General features: G+C 41.8%; 28 protein-coding genes and 1 tRNA gene. 5 read left to right on the plus strand and 24 right to left on the minus strand.

Annotation, left to right across the window (positions count from 1 at the left end; genetic code table 11):
• Window positions 1–601 precede the first annotated feature (601 nt).
• Window positions 602–1,027, plus strand: coding sequence for a hypothetical protein (locus CYG50_RS13710; protein WP_102139343.1), 426 nt, complete (start codon window positions 602–604; stop codon window positions 1,025–1,027).
• A gap of 67 nt (window positions 1,028–1,094) precedes the next feature.
• Window positions 1,095–1,565: a hypothetical protein gene (locus CYG50_RS13715; protein ID WP_102139344.1), complete on the plus strand. Its 471-nt coding sequence runs from the start codon at window positions 1,095–1,097 to the stop codon at window positions 1,563–1,565.
• A gap of 609 nt (window positions 1,566–2,174) precedes the next feature.
• Here CYG50_RS13715 and CYG50_RS13720 read toward each other — a convergent pair.
• The 17 genes from CYG50_RS13720 to CYG50_RS23525 form a co-directional block, all read right to left on the minus strand.
• Window positions 2,175–2,747 (minus strand): hypothetical protein, encoded by a 573-nt coding sequence (locus CYG50_RS13720; RefSeq protein ID WP_102139345.1) that lies wholly within the window; start codon window positions 2,745–2,747, stop codon window positions 2,175–2,177.
• Between the two features lie 311 nt (window positions 2,748–3,058).
• Window positions 3,059–3,424 carry a hypothetical protein gene (locus tag CYG50_RS13725; RefSeq protein ID WP_102139346.1) on the minus strand — a complete coding sequence of 122 codons (366 nt, stop codon included), beginning with the start codon at window positions 3,422–3,424 and terminating at the stop codon, window positions 3,059–3,061.
• Between the two features lie 46 nt (window positions 3,425–3,470).
• On the minus strand, window positions 3,471–6,803 hold the full coding sequence (locus tag CYG50_RS13730; RefSeq protein WP_102139347.1) for a coiled-coil domain-containing protein: 3,333 nt from the start codon (window positions 6,801–6,803) through the stop codon (window positions 3,471–3,473).
• Between the two features lie 13 nt (window positions 6,804–6,816).
• Entirely contained in the window at window positions 6,817–7,155 is a 339-nt protein-coding gene (locus CYG50_RS13735; protein ID WP_102139348.1) for a hypothetical protein, read from the minus strand.
• Window positions 7,155–7,328 carry a 3-hydroxybutyryl-CoA dehydrogenase gene (locus tag CYG50_RS13740; protein ID WP_102139349.1) on the minus strand — a complete coding sequence of 58 codons (174 nt, stop codon included), beginning with the start codon at window positions 7,326–7,328 and terminating at the stop codon, window positions 7,155–7,157. Before CYG50_RS13740 ends, CYG50_RS13735 begins: the two co-directional genes overlap by 1 nt.
• A 180-nt stretch (window positions 7,329–7,508) precedes the next feature.
• Entirely contained in the window at window positions 7,509–8,018 is a 510-nt protein-coding gene (locus CYG50_RS13745) for a putative periplasmic lipoprotein (protein ID WP_102139350.1), read from the minus strand.
• A 74-nt stretch (window positions 8,019–8,092) separates the two neighbouring features.
• Window positions 8,093–8,545 (minus strand): ProQ/FINO family protein, encoded by a 453-nt coding sequence (locus CYG50_RS13750; protein ID WP_238706804.1) that lies wholly within the window; start codon window positions 8,543–8,545, stop codon window positions 8,093–8,095.
• Window positions 8,546–8,953: 408 nt separating this feature from the next.
• The gene (locus tag CYG50_RS13755; RefSeq protein WP_102139351.1) at window positions 8,954–11,689 is read right to left on the minus strand and encodes a TOPRIM and DUF927 domain-containing protein; all 2,736 of its coding nucleotides are present in this window, start codon (window positions 11,687–11,689) and stop codon (window positions 8,954–8,956) included.
• Window positions 11,676–12,050 carry a hypothetical protein gene (locus tag CYG50_RS13760; protein ID WP_102139352.1) on the minus strand — a complete coding sequence of 125 codons (375 nt, stop codon included), beginning with the start codon at window positions 12,048–12,050 and terminating at the stop codon, window positions 11,676–11,678. Before CYG50_RS13760 ends, CYG50_RS13755 begins: the two co-directional genes overlap by 14 nt.
• Window positions 12,051–12,245 carry a hypothetical protein gene (locus CYG50_RS13765; protein WP_102139353.1) on the minus strand — a complete coding sequence of 65 codons (195 nt, stop codon included), beginning with the start codon at window positions 12,243–12,245 and terminating at the stop codon, window positions 12,051–12,053.
• On the minus strand, window positions 12,245–12,418 hold the full coding sequence (locus CYG50_RS23520; RefSeq protein WP_004255426.1) for a hypothetical protein: 174 nt from the start codon (window positions 12,416–12,418) through the stop codon (window positions 12,245–12,247). The genes CYG50_RS13765 and CYG50_RS23520 overlap by 1 nt, the downstream gene beginning before the upstream one ends.
• Complete coding sequence (locus tag CYG50_RS13770) at window positions 12,415–12,999, minus strand: ORF6N domain-containing protein (RefSeq protein WP_102139354.1); 585 nt, start codon at window positions 12,997–12,999, stop codon at window positions 12,415–12,417. Before CYG50_RS13770 ends, CYG50_RS23520 begins: the two co-directional genes overlap by 4 nt.
• Window positions 12,996–13,205 (minus strand): hypothetical protein, encoded by a 210-nt coding sequence (locus tag CYG50_RS13775; protein WP_004906529.1) that lies wholly within the window; start codon window positions 13,203–13,205, stop codon window positions 12,996–12,998. Before CYG50_RS13775 ends, CYG50_RS13770 begins: the two co-directional genes overlap by 4 nt.
• Entirely contained in the window at window positions 13,202–13,381 is a 180-nt protein-coding gene (locus CYG50_RS13780; RefSeq protein ID WP_036960434.1) for a hypothetical protein, read from the minus strand. Before CYG50_RS13780 ends, CYG50_RS13775 begins: the two co-directional genes overlap by 4 nt.
• Window positions 13,378–13,569, minus strand: coding sequence for a hypothetical protein (locus CYG50_RS13785; RefSeq protein WP_102139355.1), 192 nt, complete (start codon window positions 13,567–13,569; stop codon window positions 13,378–13,380). Before CYG50_RS13785 ends, CYG50_RS13780 begins: the two co-directional genes overlap by 4 nt.
• Before the next feature lie 2 nt (window positions 13,570–13,571).
• Window positions 13,572–13,745: a DUF4222 domain-containing protein gene (locus tag CYG50_RS13790; protein WP_102139356.1), complete on the minus strand. Its 174-nt coding sequence runs from the start codon at window positions 13,743–13,745 to the stop codon at window positions 13,572–13,574.
• Complete coding sequence (locus CYG50_RS23525) at window positions 13,738–14,106, minus strand: host cell division inhibitor Icd-like protein (protein ID WP_311136303.1); 369 nt, start codon at window positions 14,104–14,106, stop codon at window positions 13,738–13,740. Before CYG50_RS23525 ends, CYG50_RS13790 begins: the two co-directional genes overlap by 8 nt.
• On the opposite strand from CYG50_RS23525, the gene CYG50_RS13800 reads away from it, so the two are divergent.
• Window positions 14,105–14,296 carry a toxin-antitoxin system HicB family antitoxin gene (locus tag CYG50_RS13800; RefSeq protein WP_102139357.1) on the plus strand — a complete coding sequence of 64 codons (192 nt, stop codon included), beginning with the start codon at window positions 14,105–14,107 and terminating at the stop codon, window positions 14,294–14,296. The two genes, CYG50_RS23525 and CYG50_RS13800, sit on opposite strands and share 2 nt — an antisense overlap.
• A gap of 700 nt (window positions 14,297–14,996) precedes the next feature.
• Here CYG50_RS13800 and CYG50_RS13805 read toward each other — a convergent pair.
• The 7 genes from CYG50_RS13805 to CYG50_RS13835 all read right to left on the minus strand — a co-directional run bounded on the left by CYG50_RS13805 (window position 14,997) and on the right by CYG50_RS13835 (window position 19,560).
• Window positions 14,997–15,593 (minus strand): BRO-N domain-containing protein, encoded by a 597-nt coding sequence (locus tag CYG50_RS13805; RefSeq protein ID WP_102139358.1) that lies wholly within the window; start codon window positions 15,591–15,593, stop codon window positions 14,997–14,999.
• Between the two features lie 12 nt (window positions 15,594–15,605).
• Window positions 15,606–16,001 (minus strand): PM1773 family protein, encoded by a 396-nt coding sequence (locus CYG50_RS13810; protein WP_094960712.1) that lies wholly within the window; start codon window positions 15,999–16,001, stop codon window positions 15,606–15,608.
• Complete coding sequence (locus tag CYG50_RS13815; protein WP_036951665.1) at window positions 16,001–16,219, minus strand: helix-turn-helix transcriptional regulator; 219 nt, start codon at window positions 16,217–16,219, stop codon at window positions 16,001–16,003. Before CYG50_RS13815 ends, CYG50_RS13810 begins: the two co-directional genes overlap by 1 nt.
• A gap of 124 nt (window positions 16,220–16,343) precedes the next feature.
• Window positions 16,344–17,102 carry a protein kinase gene (locus CYG50_RS13820; protein WP_238706805.1) on the minus strand — a complete coding sequence of 253 codons (759 nt, stop codon included), beginning with the start codon at window positions 17,100–17,102 and terminating at the stop codon, window positions 16,344–16,346.
• Window positions 17,095–17,895: a hypothetical protein gene (locus CYG50_RS13825; protein WP_102139359.1), complete on the minus strand. Its 801-nt coding sequence runs from the start codon at window positions 17,893–17,895 to the stop codon at window positions 17,095–17,097. The genes CYG50_RS13820 and CYG50_RS13825 overlap by 8 nt, the downstream gene beginning before the upstream one ends.
• Window positions 17,896–18,106: 211 nt before the next feature.
• A complete protein-coding gene (locus CYG50_RS13830; RefSeq protein WP_102139360.1) occupies window positions 18,107–19,318 on the minus strand; it encodes a tyrosine-type recombinase/integrase in 1,212 nt (403 codons plus the stop codon).
• A 165-nt stretch (window positions 19,319–19,483) separates the two neighbouring features.
• Window positions 19,484–19,560, minus strand: a tRNA-Arg gene (locus CYG50_RS13835).
• A gap of 187 nt (window positions 19,561–19,747) precedes the next feature.
• Between CYG50_RS13835 and folD the strand changes: the two genes are divergently transcribed.
• A complete protein-coding gene (folD, locus tag CYG50_RS13840) occupies window positions 19,748–20,605 on the plus strand; it encodes a bifunctional methylenetetrahydrofolate dehydrogenase/methenyltetrahydrofolate cyclohydrolase FolD (protein WP_102139361.1) in 858 nt (285 codons plus the stop codon).
• Window positions 20,606–20,623: 18 nt separating this feature from the next.
• Complete coding sequence (gene ybcJ, locus CYG50_RS13845; RefSeq protein ID WP_004260239.1) at window positions 20,624–20,836, plus strand: ribosome-associated protein YbcJ; 213 nt, start codon at window positions 20,624–20,626, stop codon at window positions 20,834–20,836.
• The last annotated feature ends 409 nt before the right edge of the window (window positions 20,837–21,245 follow it).

The following is a 21,245-nucleotide window of genomic DNA, read 5'->3' on the forward strand; positions in this document are numbered from 1 at the left end:
AAATATAGCCTTTTCGGTGGATACCAAAACGGATACCTTACAATCACTATAACAACACCATAGTACCACCGTGGTTTATACTAGTACCATTTTGGTACGTTATTACCGTAAGTCTTTTTGATATCAAAATAACTACACCGTGTTTTTCGTATGGGTTAGCTGTACTGGCTAATACTTAGCTGCTTTGGCTAAAGACACTAATTTGTGGTTTTGATATGAGAGCTTCATTTCAAGCCGTCCTCAGTATCAAGGGTAACATTTCAACTGTCACCCTTTTCGACTATGGCCATAATCACAATCGTTAACCCTCCTCAATTTTGAGGGCATTGTTTCTATTGATAAATACAGGCTCAAAAATGAGCCGATTGATTCTATTGGTAAAATTAGACTGTGCTCAAATTTGAGCTTTGCCATGTATTCAGTTAGTTACAAGGCGCAATAATACGCTTTGCTTGTTTTACAGTAAGTTACCCTGACTTTGTTATATTAAGTTATACAATTACTCGTTAAATCCACCAGCAACTTGACATTTTCTAATCTGTATAACAGTGTTATACGCTGATATAATAAGCACTCACTGAGCTAATAACGGACTATTATCATGAGTAAATCTAATCTTATTGCCTTTCGTCTACCTGCTGAACTACAAGCCCTGTTTAATGATGCTGTATCGAACTCTGGTAGCGATAAAACATCGTGGATAGTCTCAGCTATCAAAGAGAAGTTAAACCACCCAGACAGCAATCCTGACGCTCGTATGTTATCGCTAGTGGAACGCCTAGAATCATCTGTAGCGTCTTTAATTGCTGGTAAGGCAGATATCCCACCGTATACCTATAATGAGTCTGCTGTCGTTTCTGTGGTTAATTTGGTGCTATCAGAGGGCATAGATAACGGGCGCGTTATCGCTGAACGAATTAACGAGGCTGGATATCAAACTAAAGGCGGTAAAGCGTGGGATAAGGATATTTATTCAGCGTGGAAGCGTCACAAGGATATAGCAGGTAAATTACATTCAAATATCTAACTGCATATTTTAATAACCCTCTGTAATATTGCTCGTCTGCTATCGCTTAATGGGTGCTGAATGGTATATGAAAGTTAATCAACTAAAAATCAGACATTACAATGATATCTTACCTGTACTTTCAGGAAGAATATTTCATGTTACTCCTACAGCTAATATGCCACTTATAAAACAATCTGGTGCTTTGATTCCGAATTCTGAACTATTGCAAGTTTCAAGATTTGGTAACTCCTCTAATGGTTTTTTTAGGAAGCGAAATTGTGTGTCTTTTTTCGACTATAGATGCTGTGGCTCCAAGTACTGGGAAGAACATGCATATAAATGCTTTCCTACTCTAATCCTTGAGCGTGGACGTGGTGATAAGATTTCAATACTGTTTCTTCACGAAAGTAAGTTTAACAAACTGATTCCATGGACACTCTGGAAAGAAGAGGAAGCATGGGGCGATAGGGTGGTCCCTTATGTTGAGGCTGGATATAACGGTATAGTGCCTCTAAGGTATATTACCGAGGAATTAGTTGTTGAGTATGACCACTAGCAGATCTAGACGGCATAGGAGGGTAAATCAAGCTTTCAATTATTGGTGAGTTGTCAGAGCCAATGATTATATATTAGGCGAAATCACCCCTGTAAAACTTGGCATTCAACTGCGCATTAAACCTTAGCATTTCTTAGCATCTAGTGCGCAATTTACTGATACATTCCGATACATATCAAACTGCGAATGATTACTAAGTTTTACTAAGTTCAACCTGAAGTTTTATGAAGCAGCAAACTGCGAACAACCTTAACAATTGTTAACAGGCCATCATTGAATAAAGCCACCCAGAAAGGGGCTTCAACACTACATTCCCACTTCATGGCCAACTGTGAAATTCGCACTTTTGTTCGCAATTTTCAAACTGCGAATTCGCAATTCTGTGCGCAGTTTTAGTGCGCAATTTTGGCATCAATGCGCAATTTCATTTAATAATAAATACTATCCACTTATCAATATGTTATCTAACAACAACTCATGTTAGCTGTTTAGAGTGCGCGTTTCGTTTTGCGCAATAACCTCTAGTTTTCCCTAGTAGCAAGGCTAGTTTTGGCTAGTAGTAAAATATTAATGGCGTGAGGTTTCGTGAGGTGGTATTGCGTGGAAATATTAGGCTATCCTTATCTTAATACCCGACGTTAATTTATCGACAAATGGTATAAATGCCTGCCAGTAATAATCCTCTAATCTTGCTTGTTCTGCTACTTTCTCCCTGAATTTCTCCCACCTCATGCCCTTGGGTTTATCGAAAGAATACACATGCTTGGTTAGGTTACTAACATCTTGGCTATAACCCCAAATAGCAAAGCGGCCTACTCGCACCTTGCGCCTTAATCGGTCAAGCTTGTTTTCACTCTGGCTGGCATAGTGGAAATTCCAACACGCTCTACAGGCTAAATCTTTACGACTAAAATAAAGCTCCGCTCTACGTTTACGGCAATAGGGGCATAAATACCAGTAGCGAACGCCATAACCTGCTTGAGTGGTGACGAGTGATAAAGAGAATCGCTTATCGCCTATAACGACCAAGTAATTATCACCATTTTTACCAATGATTAGTTTACCTGCGCTAGTATCCCACTGTAGGCCTTCACCATTGTTTTTAAACTTTCTGATAGCAGCAATAGTGCCATGCCCGATAGTTGGTAATGCGTCCGTATAGTGCCTTGATTGTGGTCTCATAATGCCTCGCCATTTTCAATCCGAAATAATATGAGTTTTTCATAAATTGTCATTATCGTTACTTCATCAATCCCTGTGATACCAATAGATACAAGCCTATTTCAAGGTAAGATTAATATTCTCTTTTTATGGACTCCGAAAACTCTTGCTACGATGTCCGAAAATTAACCGCTAACGTGTCCGATAATTCCGTCTAACGTGTGTAAAAACTCCCATTATACGATGTGTAAAAACTATCTAACTACCTTTGCTAACGTGCCCGAAAAGTCATATTTCTCCCTCGCGCGCGTACTGTTCACGAAAGTACCAAGTTAACGCTTCAATTCTTCCTGAATATACTTAGCTAAATTGGGTAACGTTTCCTCTACACCTTTTTTCAGGAACTCTTTTTTAGCCGTTGGACGCTTAAAGTTCTGCTTAACTTTCGGGTCATGCACATACGCGGCATAGCTGGCGGAATAACCAATACGCCCCGTTACTCGCGTACCGTTAATGGTGACTGTGCGAAACTGGCTATTGATCAATGTTGAGGTATCGATAGGCGTATAGACTGAGGCCTGTGCTCCAGCGTCGATAAGAAACCGCTGCATAGCTAAAGACACTCTTTGCTGAACATGGCTAACATAGCGGTCAAAGCTACCATTTCCTTTTTTACTGACAACTTTTACTTTTATCATTGCTGTACTCCAATAAAACTAAAGGGCAGAAATCTGCCCATACTTATTATATTTTGGGGCCTGCTGTTGTGTTGTTGATTACTGAACGGTGTATGGGCCCTTTCTCATTCATATCAGTGATAATGATCCTTGCCACATCTTCACCAGTAAGCCCTTTTTCCATTCTTGGTTCGATGGCGGCATTTGCCACATGGTTTTCAATTACCACACTGAAATTAACACTACTGCCACGTCCGCCCTGTAAATCTTTGTTTGATATAACTCGCCCATTGTCACCAGGGATCATGTATTGCTTGCCCGTACTCGCTTGGAATATCTCAGGCTTACCATTTTCACCGACACGATAATATTTACTCGCATCAACTACCCCGCCATTCTTACGCCCTCCGCCAAAGCCAATCATTGACATCGATGTAGCTTTCCCTGCGGCCTGTGCGGTTGTATACGCTGATAATCCCGTTCCTGATGCCGCCCCACCTGTTGCGATAGATGCCGCGATTGCCGCTGGTGTCCAAGCCGCTAATGCTGCCGCGCCTCCTGCTGTTGCTGCCGCTGCGTTCGCTGCCTGTGAAGCAACGCCAATTGTTTTGGTCAGGATGAAGTTTTTAAGCATCTCCACGCCAACCTGAGCAATGGAATTTACAACACTGTTTAGCATCGTATTACCTAACGAACGCAACGCCTCGGACGCATCCATTGAGCCAGTGATTAACCCTGTCATGACGTTTGAAACATTACCCGCCAGAGAATCAACCGCCGAGGCTAACATCTCATAGCCTAGGTTCTGCTGTCTCATTAACTCCCATTGTGCCGCTAACTGCTGCTGTTGATACTCTTTCTCTGCTGCGGTTCTGAGTAGCTGGTATTGCGCATCGGTTGCCGCTTTGGATGCGGTGAACTGATCATGGCTAATTTGTTGTTTTGCATAGGCTTCATTGAGTATTTGTAACTCTTGCGCCTTGTATTCTTTCATCATGGCCAACTTCTGAGTATGCTCATTAGCCAATGCCTGAATTGGGTCAAATTTAGCGCGGTTCTCCTCAATATAATTGACTGAGGCGTTGATTTTGATATCGGTCATTCCCTGATTAAATGACACCATCGCCTCACGCCCCATGCGCTCAAAATCTTCCTTGTTGATGAATCCCTCATCTAACAAACGCTTGAGGGTTTTCACTTCCTCACCAAAGGTATGCGCCAGTTTTAATTCTGGGGTGATTTCCTGAGCCGCAATGAAATCATTCACGCGCTGATTGAGGTCAAACAGTTCCGCAGCCTCTTTTGAGATAGCCGCTTTTTGTTTCTCTGTTGCCTGTGCTCCAAGTCGCTGAACAGCTTCATAGATTGCCATTTCGCGGTTAACATCGGCTGCGCCACTTTCCAGTAATCCATAGCGTTTTTTCAGTGTGGCCAATTGCTCACTCTGACGTTTTATCGCTTCATTCGCTTGGTTGGCGGCTTTAGCTGACTTGTTGCCTTTTGATTTACTGCTTAGTGCGGCTTCTTGGGCTTCACGTAACTTACGTATGGCTTCAATGGCTTTCGGGAGTTCGGTATTGTAGGCCGCTGAACCTTGTTGTAATCCCATTTGCATAAGGAGCAACGAGGCGTTGTATTCATCCAGTGCCGGTTTACCGTCTTTCATGCCAATAGTGAGGGCTTGGGTGCGCTGCTCAATCTCAGTAAGCGAGTTAGCAAGGTTCAAGCTGACCGTTTTATCAAACTCATCCGTTAATTCTTGGATTTTCTGTTTAAATATTTCAGAGTCTTTAACAAAGCCGTCAGCAATTAACGCCTTTTCTAGCTCTTTGATAGCCTGCTCTTTCTTAACTGCTGCCTCGCTGCCTAATTCCAGTGATCGGGCTACTTGTTGATTAGCATCAATCACGCCTTTAGCTTGGCGTTGATAAATTAAATCGGCTCTGGTCAGTTCATCCGTTTGTTGCGCTCTAACCTTAGCAATATCAGCGGCTTTGCCTTGTGATACCGTCCAGCGACGAATATTTTGCTCGCCTTCTGAAATAAGTAGCTCATATTGCTGCTGTTTCTTGGTGAGTTTTTCAATTTCCTTAACGAAATCATCTAACGAGTATGATGGGCTAACTTCTCCATCTTGCTTTTTAAGATCCTGAATTCCTTTTTCAATTCTGCCAAGTTCTTCTCTATGATTTCGTAGCTTTTCGTTTACGGCTTCAAGACTTTTTTTCTGTCCATCTAGCTCTGTGGTTGTTTCCGCTATCTTCTCGCCTAAGCGGTTAGCGACAACACGCGCCTGTTTTGCCGACAGTTCGTCAATTTTATCAATCCACTGATCTACCCTGTCATTAAACTCTTTAGTGGCGGTGTCATCGTTCATGGCGTTATACAATGCGTAAACACCTGCGGCAGCTAAAAAGAATACGCCAGTAGGACCACCTAATAACCCAACCGCGCCCCGTAACCCTTGCATAGCCATAGACTGAGTTTTAGCGGCTTGGGCTGCGCGGTTATTGGCTGCGGTCATTGCGTCCGTTGTGGTCGCTAGTGTGGTTTTCGCTTTTTGCTCTAATGCTAATGCCGCATTTAATTTATGGGTTGCGTTGGCTTCAACTTCTTTCGCTTTAGCAACTTGAGCCTCTACACGCGCAATTTCTTTCCCTGTTGTGGCTAAATGCGTTTTGATTTTGGTTTCTGTGGCATGTAGGGCGTTGCTGGCTTTGGTGACGCGTTGTAGATTTTCCTCACTCGCTGCCATTTGGTAGGTTATTTCGGCATCCTTGAGCTGTGCCGCCTGTCGTGCTCTCAGTGACTCTAAATCACGTTGCTTGGCATCGTTAGCCGCTTCTAGTGAATAAACGTGCTCTAACGCTGCCTGAGCCGCTTTTAACTCGGCTTGTGCTGATACCGTCAGATTTCTAGCGTTAATGACTTCTTGGGAGGCTGCGGCTTGTAATGCCTGTGCTTTCATTTGAATAGCGCGAGTATGTGAAACCTCGGCTTGTGTGGCGTTAATTGCCCCTTGAGTGTGCTGTAAGAGTGAGGAGGTCGCACTACCAATATTAGAAATATACCCCGCACCTAATAACCCAGAGACATTACTAATTATCCCTGTAAAACGCGCATTCGCGTTAGTTGCTCTATCTGTTGCGGCTGACGCTGCGCCAATTTGCCCCGTTAACTCGCTCATTTGACGTGATAATCGGTTAATTTCAGGCATTTTTAACGCACTGGAAACCGCGATTGCTGTTTTATCAAATCGGTAAAAGGCTTTTGACGTATCATCGGCCTGTTTACCCATTTCAGCCATTTTCCGTTTTGTTTCTCTAACCGCTTTCCCCGCCTCAAGAACGCCCTCGGTATCAGCTTTAATGATGATTTCAACCCCATCAATCTCAAACATAATGACCTCTCTTTTAATGTTTCGCTGATAACCCGCTGACATTACCGTCACGTAATGCAAAGCGTGTCATTTCGCCAATCACATAAATACACTGATCTGTGATGGAATATGGCTTAGTGAATACATTCAAATACGGACGCAATAAATCACAGGCCTTACTCTCAACGTCGAACGACTCACCGCGAGACTTAACAATTGATACCGCATTATCAAATAGCCCTGCCGCCAGCAATTCAGGGATCACCTCGCCTGTAATGCCGTTATAAGTCACTAATGTTGTTCCCGTTTCCGCTTTTAGCCCATCAACATAAATCTGAGCTATGGTACTTGCTAACTGCTGTAACTTTTCCATTAGAACCCCTCACGCTGTAAGGCATCACTTAATAGCCCTTGAATCAATTGGCTAATAGGCGCTCGTTGAATGAAAACATCTTTTTCACCCTGTTTTTCTTTAAATTTTTTAACGCGATCTACTATGTCGCTTTCAATTGACACTGCTTTGAAGGTTCTTTTTGGCTTATCCATGATTATTTATCCACCCTGTTGTTATATACACTACAATTATAATCCAGAGCAAAAAATAAACAATAATATATTGCTATAAATAATTATGAATGTAGAAATATTTTCTACTTATTTTGACTTTTATGAAATTAAGACAACAAAAAACCGACTCAAGGTCGGCTTTTCTTATAGGTAAGAGTTCTAGTTTTTGGGTTTTAGATAATTGGTAAGAATAGCTAATTTTTTATCTTTATTTCTTATCCCAACAGATACAGATGCTTTATAACCGTTATTATCATATTCTGCAGATATATCACTACATCCAATTTTATCTAAACAATCAAAGAAATTATTTTCATCATCAACTCTGGCTGTCTCAGCAGTAGGCTCACCATATATCAACTTTAAGTTATTAGTGACTTTAGTAAACTTATCAATCACATCTTTTTTATCGGTTCTTTCCAGTTCCTCAGAATGTAAGATTTGCACCAGTCCAGCATCAGGTGCAAATATTAAAAATGTAATTCCATCAGTGTTATCTGGCGTATTTTCTAACGTACAAGTAGCTAAACTACATCCTTCACCATCTAAGTTTAACTTTTGGATATCCTCCACCGATTGCCCCCACTTAAAGCCGTAGGGTGCTGGTGGACTGTTATCACATCCCGATAGAAACAAAGCCAATAAAGCCGTTATCATGATTTTTTTCATTTGGTTATCCTTTTAGTTGATAAGGCCAATTATACATAACCGCCTCGGCTTATGCTTTGGCGGTTGTTACCTTGCTATTTTTTAGCCCATTCCGCCAGCTTTTTCTCTGCTATGGCTTGCTGTTCTGGCGTGATTTCTCCGTTAGGTTGCCCGTACATATCAAACCGATTGCCACCCAAGATAAGAGCCTTTAAATATACCTTACGATTGATATAAGCGTGTAGCCCTTGCTTTATTTGCCCCTCTGGGATATTCAGACCTTTATCTTTAACCTCAGCAATCATAGCTTCCTTGATGCCAATCATTAGCGGCTTGGCTTCTGGCTCACTGAATAGCGTCCAATGCTGCGCTATACGGTCGATACGGTGTTGTTTCTTCTTCGCATGAACATCTGCCTTGTTTTTCTTCTTCGATTGCTGTGAGGCTTCCTGTGGCGTTTTAGCCTGTATGCTTTTTGGTGTGTTCATCACTGGTGAATTTGTTACACCATTGTTATTTTTTCTTAATGATAAAGTCACTCGGGTCATGATTTCTTTTTCCTCAAAAAAACTTTTCTATTAAATACGCGATCAGGTGTTGGTTCAGTCGGTTCAGTTGGTTCAATTTGTAAAGATGCTTGTTTTCAAAGTATTTATTTGAAAATACTGAACCAACATACCCATGATTTGAACCGACATTTTCTATGTATGAACCAACATCGAATTTAAAAATGCCATCCAGTGGAAAAACTCTTTAATTCTGTGTGTTGGTTCAAAATGCCACTTTGTCGGTTCAAAACAGCCTCTTGTTGGTTCAGTGTTGGTTCAATAAATGCTATTTTTCCCTTATAAATCAATAAAACTTATCTACTGAACCAACTGAACCGACACTAAAACGATAAAATCACGCACATGAAAAAAACATTATGGGATTTTCATCCCTCCGCTAGTTGTTGCTCAATTGTTATCTTCTTCTGTGCTCTCTGGAGCGAACTGCAAAACGTAAACATTAAATTGCCGTCCGTCTATGCGTGGGCTTTTTCGTTGATAACCTCTCCCACTGGTGGGTGGTGTTAACATGCCAGCCATTTTTAACACCTCAGCAAATTGTTTGTAGTTAAACCCTGCCGCGATTTCTTTCTCAAAGGCGGACGGGAAGGTATAAAAGATTATCGGGTCATCCTCGTTACTGCCTTTCTTCCTATATCCTGCAAGGTCTCTAATAGGTAGATCCCTAACATCATAAGGAATTGGGGCAAATCGGCTTAATCCGTGAGCATTCAAAAACGCCTCAGCTTGTTCTTTGATTTGCTCATACTCTTTGTTTCCCGTGCCGAACTCTGCGACCCATACGTTAAATATTGCTTGAACTACATCCCTACAATCTTGTTCACTCCACCCCGTAATCACACGGCCCATAATCAAAGCGGCTTCAATCGTGGCGAATCGGTCGCTCGCTCGGTGTACCTGTTCCCCGTAGCTACTTGGAATTAACTTATTCCAGCGTTGCTGGGCGGCTCTGTAGGCTTCTTTAGCTTCGTCTTTGTGATTTGATAGGTACTCAATCCAATAGCGTCCTGCTGCCCCGTAGCTATCACGACAATTCACCTTGATTAAATCTGCGTGGGCTTTCCCTGTTTCACATTCGTGTAGTTCGGTGGCGCGTTCAATGGGGATATTCAGTAATCGCACTAATTGCCCTGCGTTCACTTTCACACCTGAATTTAATAAAAAGGTCTCAATGTCCTTTTCCCCTGTACTGATAGCCACCGTCCGCCAGCTTTGAACCTGCCTATTGCCGCCATCTTTCGCACCTTGTATCTTGCCTTTGCCATTAAATAGCGTGTAAGCCGATTTATAGACGTGTTTAGGGTCTGCTCCTTGTCCGACTTCATCCAAATACAAAAGCCCGTCATTGTGCGCTACAGCCTCGTTAGTCATGCCGTATTCAGTGCCATACCACGTTAAACGCTGCAAATCGGGATCACCGTACAAACTCACAGCCATATCTGCGGTGGTGCTTTTCCCTGCTGTCGATTGGGCGTAAATGTGAATACCAAAACTGTCCGCCCCTGTGATACTCGTCATCGGTGCGGCTAAGGCTGCGCCAATCGCAAACATCATAAAACTATTACCGTTAGCCAATCGTGCAACATCATTCCGCCAGCTTTCTACTGTTCCGCTTGTCTGGTAGGCGGTAGCGGCTGCGCTTTGCCCGTTAAAAAATATCGGTTGCTCGGGTGTGCCAATAATTGAGCCGTCTGGCATGATGTACGCGCCTTTGTGCCAACCTGATTTATTGGTAATACTCCAATTCTTTTTGAATTTCTGGCGCAATAACCAATCAGACAAAGACTGTCTTAGCCCTGATTTAGTTGTCACAATTAGCCCTGCATTTTTAAGCGTTTTCCAGCCCTCACGCTCGCCAATATCCCCCATCGGAACGGCTTGAACATTGTTATTACCCCATTCGAAAATCAAATACTTTTGATTCAGGTCATTAACGCCTTTCGTAATGCGTTTTATGGCGTTAGATAACCATTGTTCATGATTGATGATCTCCCCTGTTTCTTTGTCCGCTTTAGGCGTAACCAGAAATACACCATCGTCGCGTGATTCAATGCGTATTTTCATGGGGTCGCTTGGTTTTACTGTTTCGGTAACGCTTTCCTTTGCCGTTTCAGGCAATGTAATCTCACTCATTGCCTCGTCTCCTTGTGGCTGATATATTCCCTCGCTGAAAGCAGAGGCAGTAGCTTCCCTCTCTCTGGATTGCAGGTAATCGTTCCAATCTCCCTGACAAGGTGGAATTGAAACATAGCCGCTAACTTCTCTCGCTGCGGCTTCTGCTTTCACCTTGCCCGTGTTAATCTCATTTTTACTGTCGTTATCTCCAGCAATGATAATTTGGCTCTCTGGGTACTTTGTCCGCATCACCTTAGCCACATGAATTAAGTTACCCGCATCAATTGCCGCTACTGTGTGCGCTTCTGGTTGGATTAACTGGCACGTCATGGCGGTTGCTAATCCTTCAGCGATAATCACCGTAGAAACGTTTACAGGCTCATTAATGGGGTAATAGCTGCCATTCTTCGCACTATCGAGTAATAGCCGTTTATCGCCATTGGGTTTAATCGTCTGTGCCGCTGTAATTGTGTCGTCAGCGTCCATCAATGGAATAATCAACGAACCATCGGCTAATAGAGTCACGGTGGTACTCTCAAAGCCTTTCGCTTTCAGGTATTCAGACTCGCCCTGTTTAGCATTGGCAATAGTGCGGCTGTATCGCGCTGTAAAGCGTTTATGCTTCTCTATCTGCTCGTTAGCTTGGTTCTGGGCTTGCTGTGCTTTCAATGCGTCCTGTTGCGCTTTTACCTCATGGCTACGGTAGGCTGGTGGATTATCTGAACGGGTATCAATTCCAATCATGCCTGCCACTTCATACGCTGCCTCAGTCACGCTGCCACCCAGAACACGCTGAACTAAGTCCAACCCATCCCCCGAGCCGCACTGACTACAAATAAACGTGCCGTTGCCGTCTTTGTCGTCGAATCTAAAACGGTCTTTACCGCCACAATGAGGACAAGCCGTGTGAATGTTTAGGGGCACTTCTGCCCCAAGGTTAGATAATATGTTTTGCCATTGTCCGTTAGCTTTCAGCTTCACATCACGGATAACATCAATCGGTTTCATCGTCTGCGCCTCCTGCTGGTTCAGCCATTTCATGAGACACACTTAAAATAGACTGATATAACGCTTCACCCTCCAGAGTAAGAAGCCCACAATCTACCGCTTTGGTTAATGCTTCCAGTGCGGCCGTTTCGTATTCTTCAAACTGGTCTATTAACGGCTCAATAAAACAAACCTCAGTTAAAAAACCAAGGTACTCAATCGGTGAAATTTGTTGCTTGTTAGTACGGCCTTGGCATGTTTCCGTGTAGGTGTAACATTCCTCAAAGTCATTAGGGCGGCTTTTAAATACAGCAAAAGCAAAGGCTTTCAGCGCATCATCAAGCGAGTTCGCTTTGGTCTTGAATGGAATAATGTTGCTCATTTATTTACCTCCTACCGCTTCGTTCATTTCATCCCTAATCGAATAAACAACAATCAACACCGCCCAGATCATGTTTCTGGTTTCGCCACACTCTTCAGCTTCCAGCCACGTAGAAAGTAAAGTAATTAGCATTAATACTTTTGCTTTGTGCGGCTCTAGTAACATTTCCACTTCGCGTTTCTGTTCCTGATTCATCACTTCACCTCACGCACATAGTTAATTCGGATATCGGTTAAACCGTCACGTTGCGCTTCTCGCATCACTTGCGATTGTGCGTCTTTCTGGGTGGCTGATATCACACGCTTGCTAATACCTAGCGTTAACCCTTTCGGTGTTGTGCCATACCCTGCGATTTGAAACGTTCTCATGAGCGATAATCCCCCATATCCTGAATGTGTAGCTGTGAGGCTTGTTCAATGGCCATTAGCATTGGTTTTAGTGCTTTCTTCTCCTTGCGACGTAGGTTCATGGCATAACTACCGCGCCTACCGTGACCTTGATAAGAGTCAGCTTCTAAACGGCTAATCAAGTTCTGAGCCTCACCAATTGGCATGGCTTCAAGTTCCGCCAGCGTGGGAATTTGAATGTGTTTAATTTCGGGAAACTCAGACAGTCGAAAGTAGCTGTTAACCATTGAGCGTTGAACCTGCCACGACAAATCATCGGTAAATGGCTTGGCAACCATCAAATAACCTGACTCAGTGATAAGCATTAACTCTTTTGCTTTCCCACCTATTTCCAGCTCGGGTAACTCGGTACGTATTACGTACTTAGTGAGCAAAAAGTAATCTACTCCATCAATGAAGTGCTTTTTATGCGTGTTGAATGTGCGCTTTGCTGTACCTTTCGGGCGTTGGTGTACCTCGTCAATCATGGCAAAGGTCACTACTCGCTTACCTTGATACATGAATGGACTTAGGCTGGTGGCATTGATAGTGACTTGTCTCATTTCATCACCTCCGCTAACCGAGTAATTTCTTTCCCTTGAGCATGTACAAGGCGATTAACTGCTCTCAGTAGAAAATGTGTATCTGTGTCAGCCTCATTCTCTACAGCCGTTAACAGTGGGATTAGTAACGCTTGGAGCTCCTCGTTAATATGCTCGACTTCTTCCAAGGTAGATAAGTGACCAACTTTTAATTTAATTGTTTTCATTTGGTCGCCTCCTCGAGGGATTCCCGAATTTCACCACTTAAATCACAAGCGATAGTAATTAGGTCTACTAATTCAGTCGGGCATCTCCCGTTAGCCTTTTCCAGTATGGCCATAATCAATGAATGGGCTTGTTGCGCCTTGTATGCAGCTACATCTAAAGAAATTGGCTTGCTCATACCTTTCCCTCCTGCGCTGCCACATCGTTCAAGAATGCGGCTACATCACCAGATAATTCAGACATAAGTGAGGAAATAGCGACGATATCGCTTGGTGTAAAATTACGAGGATAATTAGGGAGCATCAGGCTAAGCAGCTCTAACTGTTGCGCCTTTTCTGCTGCTTGATGAATGGTTATATCTGTCATAACTAAGCCCTCCCCGAATAGGTGTATTCGTTGCTGAACTGGCTTAATGAAACAATGACAGGGCTATCAAAGCCGTCTCGCTGAAAGGTCACACGGTTAAATTGAACCGATAGAACTCTGACGGTTTCGCCATTATTTTTGTGAGTGTAGAAATCATTAGGTTGAGGGTTACGCATGATGTTTACCTCCAATAGCAGGTAAGCGACCAGCGAATGACAGAATGTAATCACGTACAAGCATGAGCCTCGCATCGTGTTCGTTCGGTGCTGTAACAGCAATACGGCAAGGTTTCGCGGTGTAATCGCTACGGTTTAACGCGAGGAATAACCATCTGTACGATTGGTTAGGGGTGAGACTAGTCCGCCCTGTGACGGGTGTGTTAATATCTTGCATAGCTACCTCGATAGTATCAGTATCGTTGGTGGTCAGCCCTTGAGTGATACTGGTAATATCATTCGAGGGCGTTTTATTTTGCACATACTTCATGTTAGAGTACGTACATAACAAATAACATACTAAGGGATTACGTACGTACATGTCAACGCCAAAAAGAGACAAAACAGAAAAAGGAAAAGGGTTATCTCCTACATTCCAAATCAGGATCACGCCAGAACTTAAGGCGCAATTTGAATCTGCAGCATCTGAAGCGGGAATGAGTTTAGGTAACTGGCTTAAAACTCTTGGGCGAAAAGAGTTAGAGCGATTAGGTATTGAGCCTAAAAACTGATATTTGCCATACCAGAGAAGTAAGCTAATATTAATATTCTCACTTGCTCGGTATTTAATATCGACGTCTCCAAGGGTAGCCGATTGGCTGCCCTTTTTTATGGACTCCAAAAACTCAATTCGTTCCTTTTTTATGGTGTCTAATAACTCAATTTTCCCCTTTTTTATGGACTGACAAAACTCAATTACTTTGCCTTTTATGGACTGTAAAAACTCAATTCTGCCTCGTATAGTGATCCAGATTAAACCTTGCCAATGAGGATAATTCGCCTCTTTAGAAAGGTGAGAAAAATCACCTTTAGCTAATGGTGTAAATTCTCCACGTTTTGCGCTCCCCCGTTTTGGAGTGCTCAAATATTCACCAGAATTACAACCTGATAAATATTCCCCAGATTGATTTCCCGTAAATTTGGGTGATTGATTGGCGTAAATTTTCGCTGATACATCGGCTAAAGTTTTAGCCAGTTGCTGAGCCAAAATATTGACCGAGTAACCAGACGAAATTTTGTCTGATTGACTATAACTTGAAGTTAGATTCAAGATGGATAAAAGGGCGTCCACTTTAACCGACTCCCCACCTGCCAGTAGGGAATCATTCACTTGGTAGGCAATATTCCCCAACTCTGGGGATAATTGATTAATATTTGAACTTTGATACACCGCTTTGGGTGTACCAATCATTTGTAAGTTAATAGCCGTCATTAGTGGATTTCTCCATCAAGAAAATCAGGCTGGTACTTCTTCCACAATTCGCGTTCTTCACGCTGTAAATCAGCTTTCTTTTGCTTACAGGATTGCAGGTCACGCCCATGCTGTGAGGATGTAATTTGGTATTGTTGCTGACGTTTGGTGAAGTCATTTAACGCTGAGAATGGCACACCATACACGCCAGTTTTACGAATAGATGGGATAACGTCACGGAATACCCAATTAGTAAAACGATGTGCGAATGTGCCTTTAGTGGTTGCCTTGCGGCTACGGGCAATTAGTTTATAGAATCCAGACTCCGCTATAACCTGTCTGTTAGGGTTTCCCTGAATACCATAGTTTAAAGCTATAGTATTTTTTTCGTCCAAATCTAATGATTTTAAAGCATCACTTGAGTTTAATATTTCCAATGCGTCACAAACATCTTTAGCAACGAACCACGGATCATTATTAATTTTAACTATCCGTACCTCTATTCCCTCAAATCGAATAACGGAAATATCATCTGAATTAATATTTAAAATAGCCTCGTCGCTGAATTTAGGGTGAGCGAATCCACCAGCATTTAAGCTGTTATTTTTTAGTTTCATTTTCTTATTCCGTTATTTTGTCGGGTAGAGACTTAAAATGTTATTTACGTGTGCTTTATCCAGCGTTTGGTAATTACCTTGTTCAGCGCGTTCATTAATTAAATTGATGACCTTTTGCGCGTCCTGAGCCGTCTTAAAGCGGTAACGGTAGTGTGAGCCAATACCATCAGGATTAGGCTCATCAATACGTTCTAGTTCGATATTTAATAAACGTTCCAATTCATTTGGATAATTACGACCTGACGATAAGCGACAATGAATTAATATTTCATTCTCAGTAAATCCATTAATGCCAGTACCTAACATATATAAACGGGCACGGTGTTTTTTTGGTGGGTTCTTTGATAGAATAGATGCTGTCGCGTTATCCTGAGAAGCCACCTGTAGCGGGTGGTTTTTCTTTTCCATTATGCCACCTCACCAGTGCGTGATTCAGCAATCTTATTTGCTACCCATTCATCTACTTCAGATTCAACGAAAGCAATCGAACGAGTACCGATTTTTACTGATTTAGGGAATTGACCTGTTTCGATAAGGCGATAAATCCACGCTTTACCATAGCCAGTACGACGCATAACTTCAGGTAAGCGAATGAGGTTTTCTTTTAAGGTTGTTACTGTTGGCATGATGCCCCCTGTTATCTATTTCATAATACGCCTTGATAGACGTCCGTAGATCTCAGGGGAACTTTATGTATATTTGATACCGTAGTCACCGCAGTTGCGGTACTCTTTACCGCAGTTGCGGTAACTATTCTTTTAAGCTTCTTTTGGCCTCTGCAAATTTTTGTTCTAAAGTCCTAGGGCTAATACCCTGCTTACCTTCATGATAAGCTAATAACGCACTTATAATGCTTGCTTGATTATCATAAACAGATAGTTTGTTTCCTGATGGAGACTCACCGAGAATAATATCGAGTAATCCCCCAATAATATTCAAGTATGTCGTTTCTGCTCTGGAGCTAATATTAGGTTTATGGTTATCAACCATTTGTCTAAGTGAATCTCGCTCACCTTGTAACTCTGAAATTTGTTCTTTTTGTTGTTTAAATGTTTTTATCGCATCCTGCAATCTAATATTTAGGCGTTTATTTTCAGCTTCTATTGTTTGATATGCTTCAATAGTTATTCCAGCATGAAGTTTCTGCTCAACAGAATCAAATAGAAAAGGAGGTTTTTGATTTGGATAATTTTTCGACATCCAAATTTTCAAATCTGAATGCCTAATTGTTAATCGGTGCTTTGCTACCTGCTCACCTTCTCTAACAGTTTTTCCATCCCGCCCGTATGGTATTTCCCCATTATGAATAGCATCTAATATTTTTTCCGCATTAACCCTTAAGCACGGCCACTGTGGAAACATACCAACGGATGGCAAAACATCCATTCCTACCTTTTCGAGAATAAGCACCTCATGAGATATCAGATTACACCACCTCAACGCGGCCTCAACTGGAGTGTAATAAGCTTTTTCTAAAGAACTACAGCTATTTTTATCGTAATCAATCATTTTTCACCTCATCAGGGATAGCTTTTAGCTCATCGAACTCAAATCCTTTATCTTTTAAAACTTTTTTAGATTTAGAAAATCTTTCTTCTAAATTTCTTTTAGAAAATGGCTCAGCATCTTGGAATAGCTCAGTTAGTTCATAAATAACAGAACTCTGATTTTTTTTACTATTTTTGATAATGGTAACCAGCAACCCACCAATAATCGCATGAAGGTTATTTCTTTCTCTTGTTCTCATGGGTTTGTCTAGTTCCACTGAATGTGTTGTAACCGTTATTTCTTCTGTAGCTATGCCATCTGTAGAGTCTTCTCTTTTTGAAGGCTTAGTATCAACAATCTCAAGCTGCTCAGGAAATTTAATATTATGAGAATTTAAAAATGATTTAATTTCATCATATTTAAAATAAAATTCAGGAAAGAAACCTTGGTAATCATCGGGTAATCCAATATATTCATTCGGAGTTACCATGTAGCCAAACTCATATTCTGGTAACTCTTCATCATAAATTTGATACTGTTCGCCAATCGCTCTTATCAAATCAAAGCATCTTTCTTGAAACCATTGATCAGGATACGGATCGAAACCAGAAATTCGAGAGTACGTATAACACTGATATGCAGGAACTGAGATATTATCCAACTCTTCATCGGAGCAAATATCTGTTCTATTTCTATAAAAAAAGGCAGCGACAACATCAATTGGCTGTTCTTCTTGCTCTGCAATCGCGTCAAACAACTTTTTAAATTGAATAGCCTGATTTCTTTCCGCAATAAAGCTATTTAATACACTCACAACGCCACCTCACGCCCTCATTCTGTAGGAGCTATGCCAGCTAGTAGAGGTGTACTAGTTTTCGGGGATCAGCCTAGGCATAGCTTTATTCTTTATAGTCTACACAAGTCTACTACAGTCTATAATTACTGTCTATTTGTCCAGTTATGGCTATTTAAGGCACAAAAAACAGACCTTTTATTGTCTGGTTATGTATGTGGTTGCTGGTGGATTAAGCACGTTTAAAGTTGCCGTGTACAACATTATCCCCGTTCTCTAATGCCCCCATGTAATCAGCGTACCATTGAAGCATTTCTCTACGGCCATCAATATACTGAGCATGGTTATACGTTCCACGAATAGAGTTCTTATCAACGTGTGCTAGCTGTGTCTCAATCCATGCTGTGTTATAACCTTGTTCATGTAGGATCGTGCTCATTGTGTGCCTGAATCCGTGGCCTGTGGCTCTACCATCATAACCAATACGTTTTATGACCTGATTTATTGCCGCTTCACTCATCGGCTTAGAGGCATCATTCCTGCCATGAAAGATATACTTAAACCGCCCTGTTAAGGTTTGTATTTCTCTGAATAATTCTAACGCCTGTGTAGAGAGTGGAACCATATGGGGACGACGCATTTTCATACGCTCTTTGGGGATTTCCCAAATAGCTTTATCAAAGTCAATTTCTGTCCATTCAGCGGCTCTAAGCTCAATAGTACGAACACCTGTTATCATTAATAGCTTTGTCGCAATTTGAGTGATCTTACTTCCACTACATACAGATAGTGCCTGTAAAAAATCAGGTAATTCATTAACGTTTAAATGGGGGAAGTGTTTTGCTTTTGGTGTAGACAGTGCGCCAGCTAATTCTGATGCAGGGTTATACTCCGCCCGCCCCGTCACAATTGCATAGCGGAATACTTGGTTACATGCCTGTCTTATCTTCTTTAGCTTATCTAACACACCACGCTTTTCTAATTTTCTAAGCACCTCTAGCATATCTAGCGGCTTAATTTCTGTAATGCTAGCTTTACCAATATAAGGGAAGATATCTTTCTGGAAGGCTTCTAATAAGTCATCAGCATAACCTTGCGACCAATTCGGCTTTTTATAGTCATGCCATTCAAGCGTGATTTTCTCAAAGCTATTATTGACCTGAGACTCTTTTTCTCGCTTTTCGGCTTTCTTTACCAACGATGGATCATCACCTAACGCTAATATGCGCTTGGCTTCTTCTCTTTTAGCCCTAGCTTGTGCGAGTGATATTGATGGATATACACCTAAAGCCAGCCTTTTCTCTTTACCAGCATATCTATATTTCATACGCCAATACTTAGAGCCATTTGGAGCAACTTCTAAATACATGCCCCCACCGTCAGAAAGTTTATAAGCTTTCTCTTTTGGCTTGGAAGTATCTACTTGTCTGGCTGTTAGCTTCATTTGGGGGCACCGATTTTCATTGAACGGGGTAATGCCCCCAATTATGCCCCCACATAGTTGTAGATTTCAATAGACGTGACTAGACCTTGGAATACTATGATTTCTTGTGATAACTGATTTTATAAGGGTTTTATAGACTGTTGTAGACTTTGAAATACTTGAGAATGGTACGCCCTACAGGATTCGAACCTGTGACCTACGGCTTAGAAGGCCGTTGCTCTATCCAACTGAGCTAAGGGCGCATTGATAATGCAGGCAGCCTATCTGGCTGATGGCGTTGAATTATACGGTTGCTGAGCGCTGAGTCAATGGCTTTTCGCTACTAAAATAACTATATGCTCATTTTATGTAATAGTTTGAACTGACAATGGCGTTAACTTCTGACAAAATAGAGTCATTACCGTGTCTCATATATGGATTAAGTTACAGATGTTAGCAAAAATTATTGATGGGAAAACGATTGCGCAGACAATTCGGCAAGAAGTTGCCCAAAAAGTACAATTACGTTTAGAACAAGGAAAACGTGCTCCCGGCCTTGCCGTGATTTTAGTCGGTGCTAACCCTGCTTCACAAATCTATGTCGGCAGTAAACGCCGTGCTTGTGAAGAAGTCGGTTTTATTTCGCGTTCTTATGATTTACCGGACACAACGACAGAAGCTGAATTACTCAAGCTCATTGATGATTTAAACCAAGACCCTGAAATTGATGGAATTTTAGTTCAACTTCCATTACCTGCGGGTATTGATAACGTCAAAGTCATTGAGCGTATTCACCCAGACAAAGACGTGGATGGGTTTCATCCATACAATGTCGGCCGACTGTGCCAACGTGCACCACGCCTTCGCCCATGCACCCCAAAAGGAATTGTTACTCTGCTTGAACGTTGTGGTATCAACACCTATGGTTTAAATGCTGTAATTATTGGTGCATCGAACATTGTTGGTCGTCCAATGAGCCTAGAGCTTCTGCTAGCAGGCTGCACCACAACAGTAACCCACCGCTTTACTAAAGATTTAGAGCACCACGTTCGCCATGCTGATTTAGTGGTCGTCGCTGTGGGGAAACCTAATTTTATTCCTGGAGAATGGATTAAGCCAGGTGCAATTGTGGTCGATGTCGGTATCAACCGTTTAGAGAGCGGAAAAGTCACCGGAGATGTCGATTTTGACGAAGCCGCGAAAAACGCAGCTTGGATAACCCCCGTTCCTGGTGGTGTTGGCCCAATGACCGTTGCGACTTTAATTCAAAACACCCTTCAGGCATGTGAAGAGTACCACGATATTTAATGTAATTTTGGAGTTATCATGGATATATTCAATTTAAATGGCCACCCACACGTTGAATTGTGTGATTTGCTGAAAATTGAAGGCTGGGCGGAAAGCGGTGCAATGGCAAAAGCCATGATTGCAGATGGCTTAGTTGAAGTTGATGGCGTGGTCGAAACACGTAAACGCTGTAAAATTGTCGCGGGTAAAATCGTTTCAATGGGCAGCGAAAAAATTAAAGTTGTAGAATAATACCGTTAGATAGGCTGAAATATTTCAGCCTATCTCCTTTCTAAAACCAATAGTGCCCTCCCTCCCCCTTTTCTTCAAAGTAACAATATTTATTGTAAGAACGATAAAATGCTTTTTTAGGTTTTAGACAAATTTTTTCTGTGATCACTTTTTCTGTAATAAGCATCTAAACAATTACGCATATTGAAAATTTAATTCATTGTTTTATATAAATAAATAATTTCAGCAACCACTTCAGCTTTGTCATTAAACACACAAATCACACCCTTATAAAATTTAACTTAGATCTCATTTTTTGTATTTCACATGTTAATCGCATAGACAAGATTAAACGATTCAGCTAACCTTGTTAACGATAACATGATTAACAAATAATCAGATCCGCTTGCAAGTCTTCTGGCTGATCCGG

The organism is Providencia huaxiensis (assembly GCF_002843235.3).
GTDB lineage: Bacteria > Pseudomonadota > Gammaproteobacteria > Enterobacterales > Enterobacteriaceae > Providencia > Providencia huaxiensis.

Excerpts from the sequence above, each read along its gene's own strand:
- CYG50_RS13710 (WP_102139343.1), top strand. The coding sequence starts at position 602 with ATGAGTAAATCTAATCTTATTGCCTTTCGTCTACCTGCTGAACTACAA.
- CYG50_RS13715 (WP_102139344.1), top strand. The coding sequence starts at position 1,095 with ATGAAAGTTAATCAACTAAAAATCAGACATTACAATGATATCTTACCT.
- CYG50_RS13720 (WP_102139345.1), bottom strand. The coding sequence starts at position 2,747 with ATGAGACCACAATCAAGGCACTATACGGACGCATTACCAACTATCGGG.
- CYG50_RS13725 (WP_102139346.1), bottom strand. The coding sequence starts at position 3,424 with ATGATAAAAGTAAAAGTTGTCAGTAAAAAAGGAAATGGTAGCTTTGAC.
- CYG50_RS13730 (WP_102139347.1), bottom strand. The coding sequence starts at position 6,803 with ATGTTTGAGATTGATGGGGTTGAAATCATCATTAAAGCTGATACCGAG.
- CYG50_RS13735 (WP_102139348.1), bottom strand. The coding sequence starts at position 7,155 with ATGGAAAAGTTACAGCAGTTAGCAAGTACCATAGCTCAGATTTATGTT.
- CYG50_RS13740 (WP_102139349.1), bottom strand. The coding sequence starts at position 7,328 with ATGGATAAGCCAAAAAGAACCTTCAAAGCAGTGTCAATTGAAAGCGAC.
- CYG50_RS13745 (WP_102139350.1), bottom strand. The coding sequence starts at position 8,018 with ATGAAAAAAATCATGATAACGGCTTTATTGGCTTTGTTTCTATCGGGA.
- CYG50_RS13750 (WP_238706804.1), bottom strand. The coding sequence starts at position 8,545 with ATGACCCGAGTGACTTTATCATTAAGAAAAAATAACAATGGTGTAACA.
- CYG50_RS13755 (WP_102139351.1), bottom strand. The coding sequence starts at position 11,689 with ATGAAACCGATTGATGTTATCCGTGATGTGAAGCTGAAAGCTAACGGA.
- CYG50_RS13760 (WP_102139352.1), bottom strand. The coding sequence starts at position 12,050 with ATGAGCAACATTATTCCATTCAAGACCAAAGCGAACTCGCTTGATGAT.
- CYG50_RS13765 (WP_102139353.1), bottom strand. The coding sequence starts at position 12,245 with ATGAATCAGGAACAGAAACGCGAAGTGGAAATGTTACTAGAGCCGCAC.
- CYG50_RS23520 (WP_004255426.1), bottom strand. The coding sequence starts at position 12,418 with ATGAGAACGTTTCAAATCGCAGGGTATGGCACAACACCGAAAGGGTTA.
- CYG50_RS13770 (WP_102139354.1), bottom strand. The coding sequence starts at position 12,999 with ATGAGACAAGTCACTATCAATGCCACCAGCCTAAGTCCATTCATGTAT.
- CYG50_RS13775 (WP_004906529.1), bottom strand. The coding sequence starts at position 13,205 with ATGAAAACAATTAAATTAAAAGTTGGTCACTTATCTACCTTGGAAGAA.
- CYG50_RS13780 (WP_036960434.1), bottom strand. The coding sequence starts at position 13,381 with ATGAGCAAGCCAATTTCTTTAGATGTAGCTGCATACAAGGCGCAACAA.
- CYG50_RS13785 (WP_102139355.1), bottom strand. The coding sequence starts at position 13,569 with ATGACAGATATAACCATTCATCAAGCAGCAGAAAAGGCGCAACAGTTA.
- CYG50_RS13790 (WP_102139356.1), bottom strand. The coding sequence starts at position 13,745 with ATGCGTAACCCTCAACCTAATGATTTCTACACTCACAAAAATAATGGC.
- CYG50_RS13800 (WP_102139357.1), top strand. The coding sequence starts at position 14,105 with ATGTCAACGCCAAAAAGAGACAAAACAGAAAAAGGAAAAGGGTTATCT.
- CYG50_RS23525 (WP_311136303.1), bottom strand. The coding sequence starts at position 14,106 with ATGTACGTACGTAATCCCTTAGTATGTTATTTGTTATGTACGTACTCT.
- CYG50_RS13805 (WP_102139358.1), bottom strand. The coding sequence starts at position 15,593 with ATGAAACTAAAAAATAACAGCTTAAATGCTGGTGGATTCGCTCACCCT.
- CYG50_RS13810 (WP_094960712.1), bottom strand. The coding sequence starts at position 16,001 with ATGGAAAAGAAAAACCACCCGCTACAGGTGGCTTCTCAGGATAACGCG.
- CYG50_RS13815 (WP_036951665.1), bottom strand. The coding sequence starts at position 16,219 with ATGCCAACAGTAACAACCTTAAAAGAAAACCTCATTCGCTTACCTGAA.
- CYG50_RS13820 (WP_238706805.1), bottom strand. The coding sequence starts at position 17,102 with ATGATTGATTACGATAAAAATAGCTGTAGTTCTTTAGAAAAAGCTTAT.
- CYG50_RS13830 (WP_102139360.1), bottom strand. The coding sequence starts at position 19,318 with ATGAAGCTAACAGCCAGACAAGTAGATACTTCCAAGCCAAAAGAGAAA.
- folD (WP_102139361.1), top strand. The coding sequence starts at position 19,748 with ATGTTAGCAAAAATTATTGATGGGAAAACGATTGCGCAGACAATTCGG.
- ybcJ (WP_004260239.1), top strand. The coding sequence starts at position 20,624 with ATGGATATATTCAATTTAAATGGCCACCCACACGTTGAATTGTGTGAT.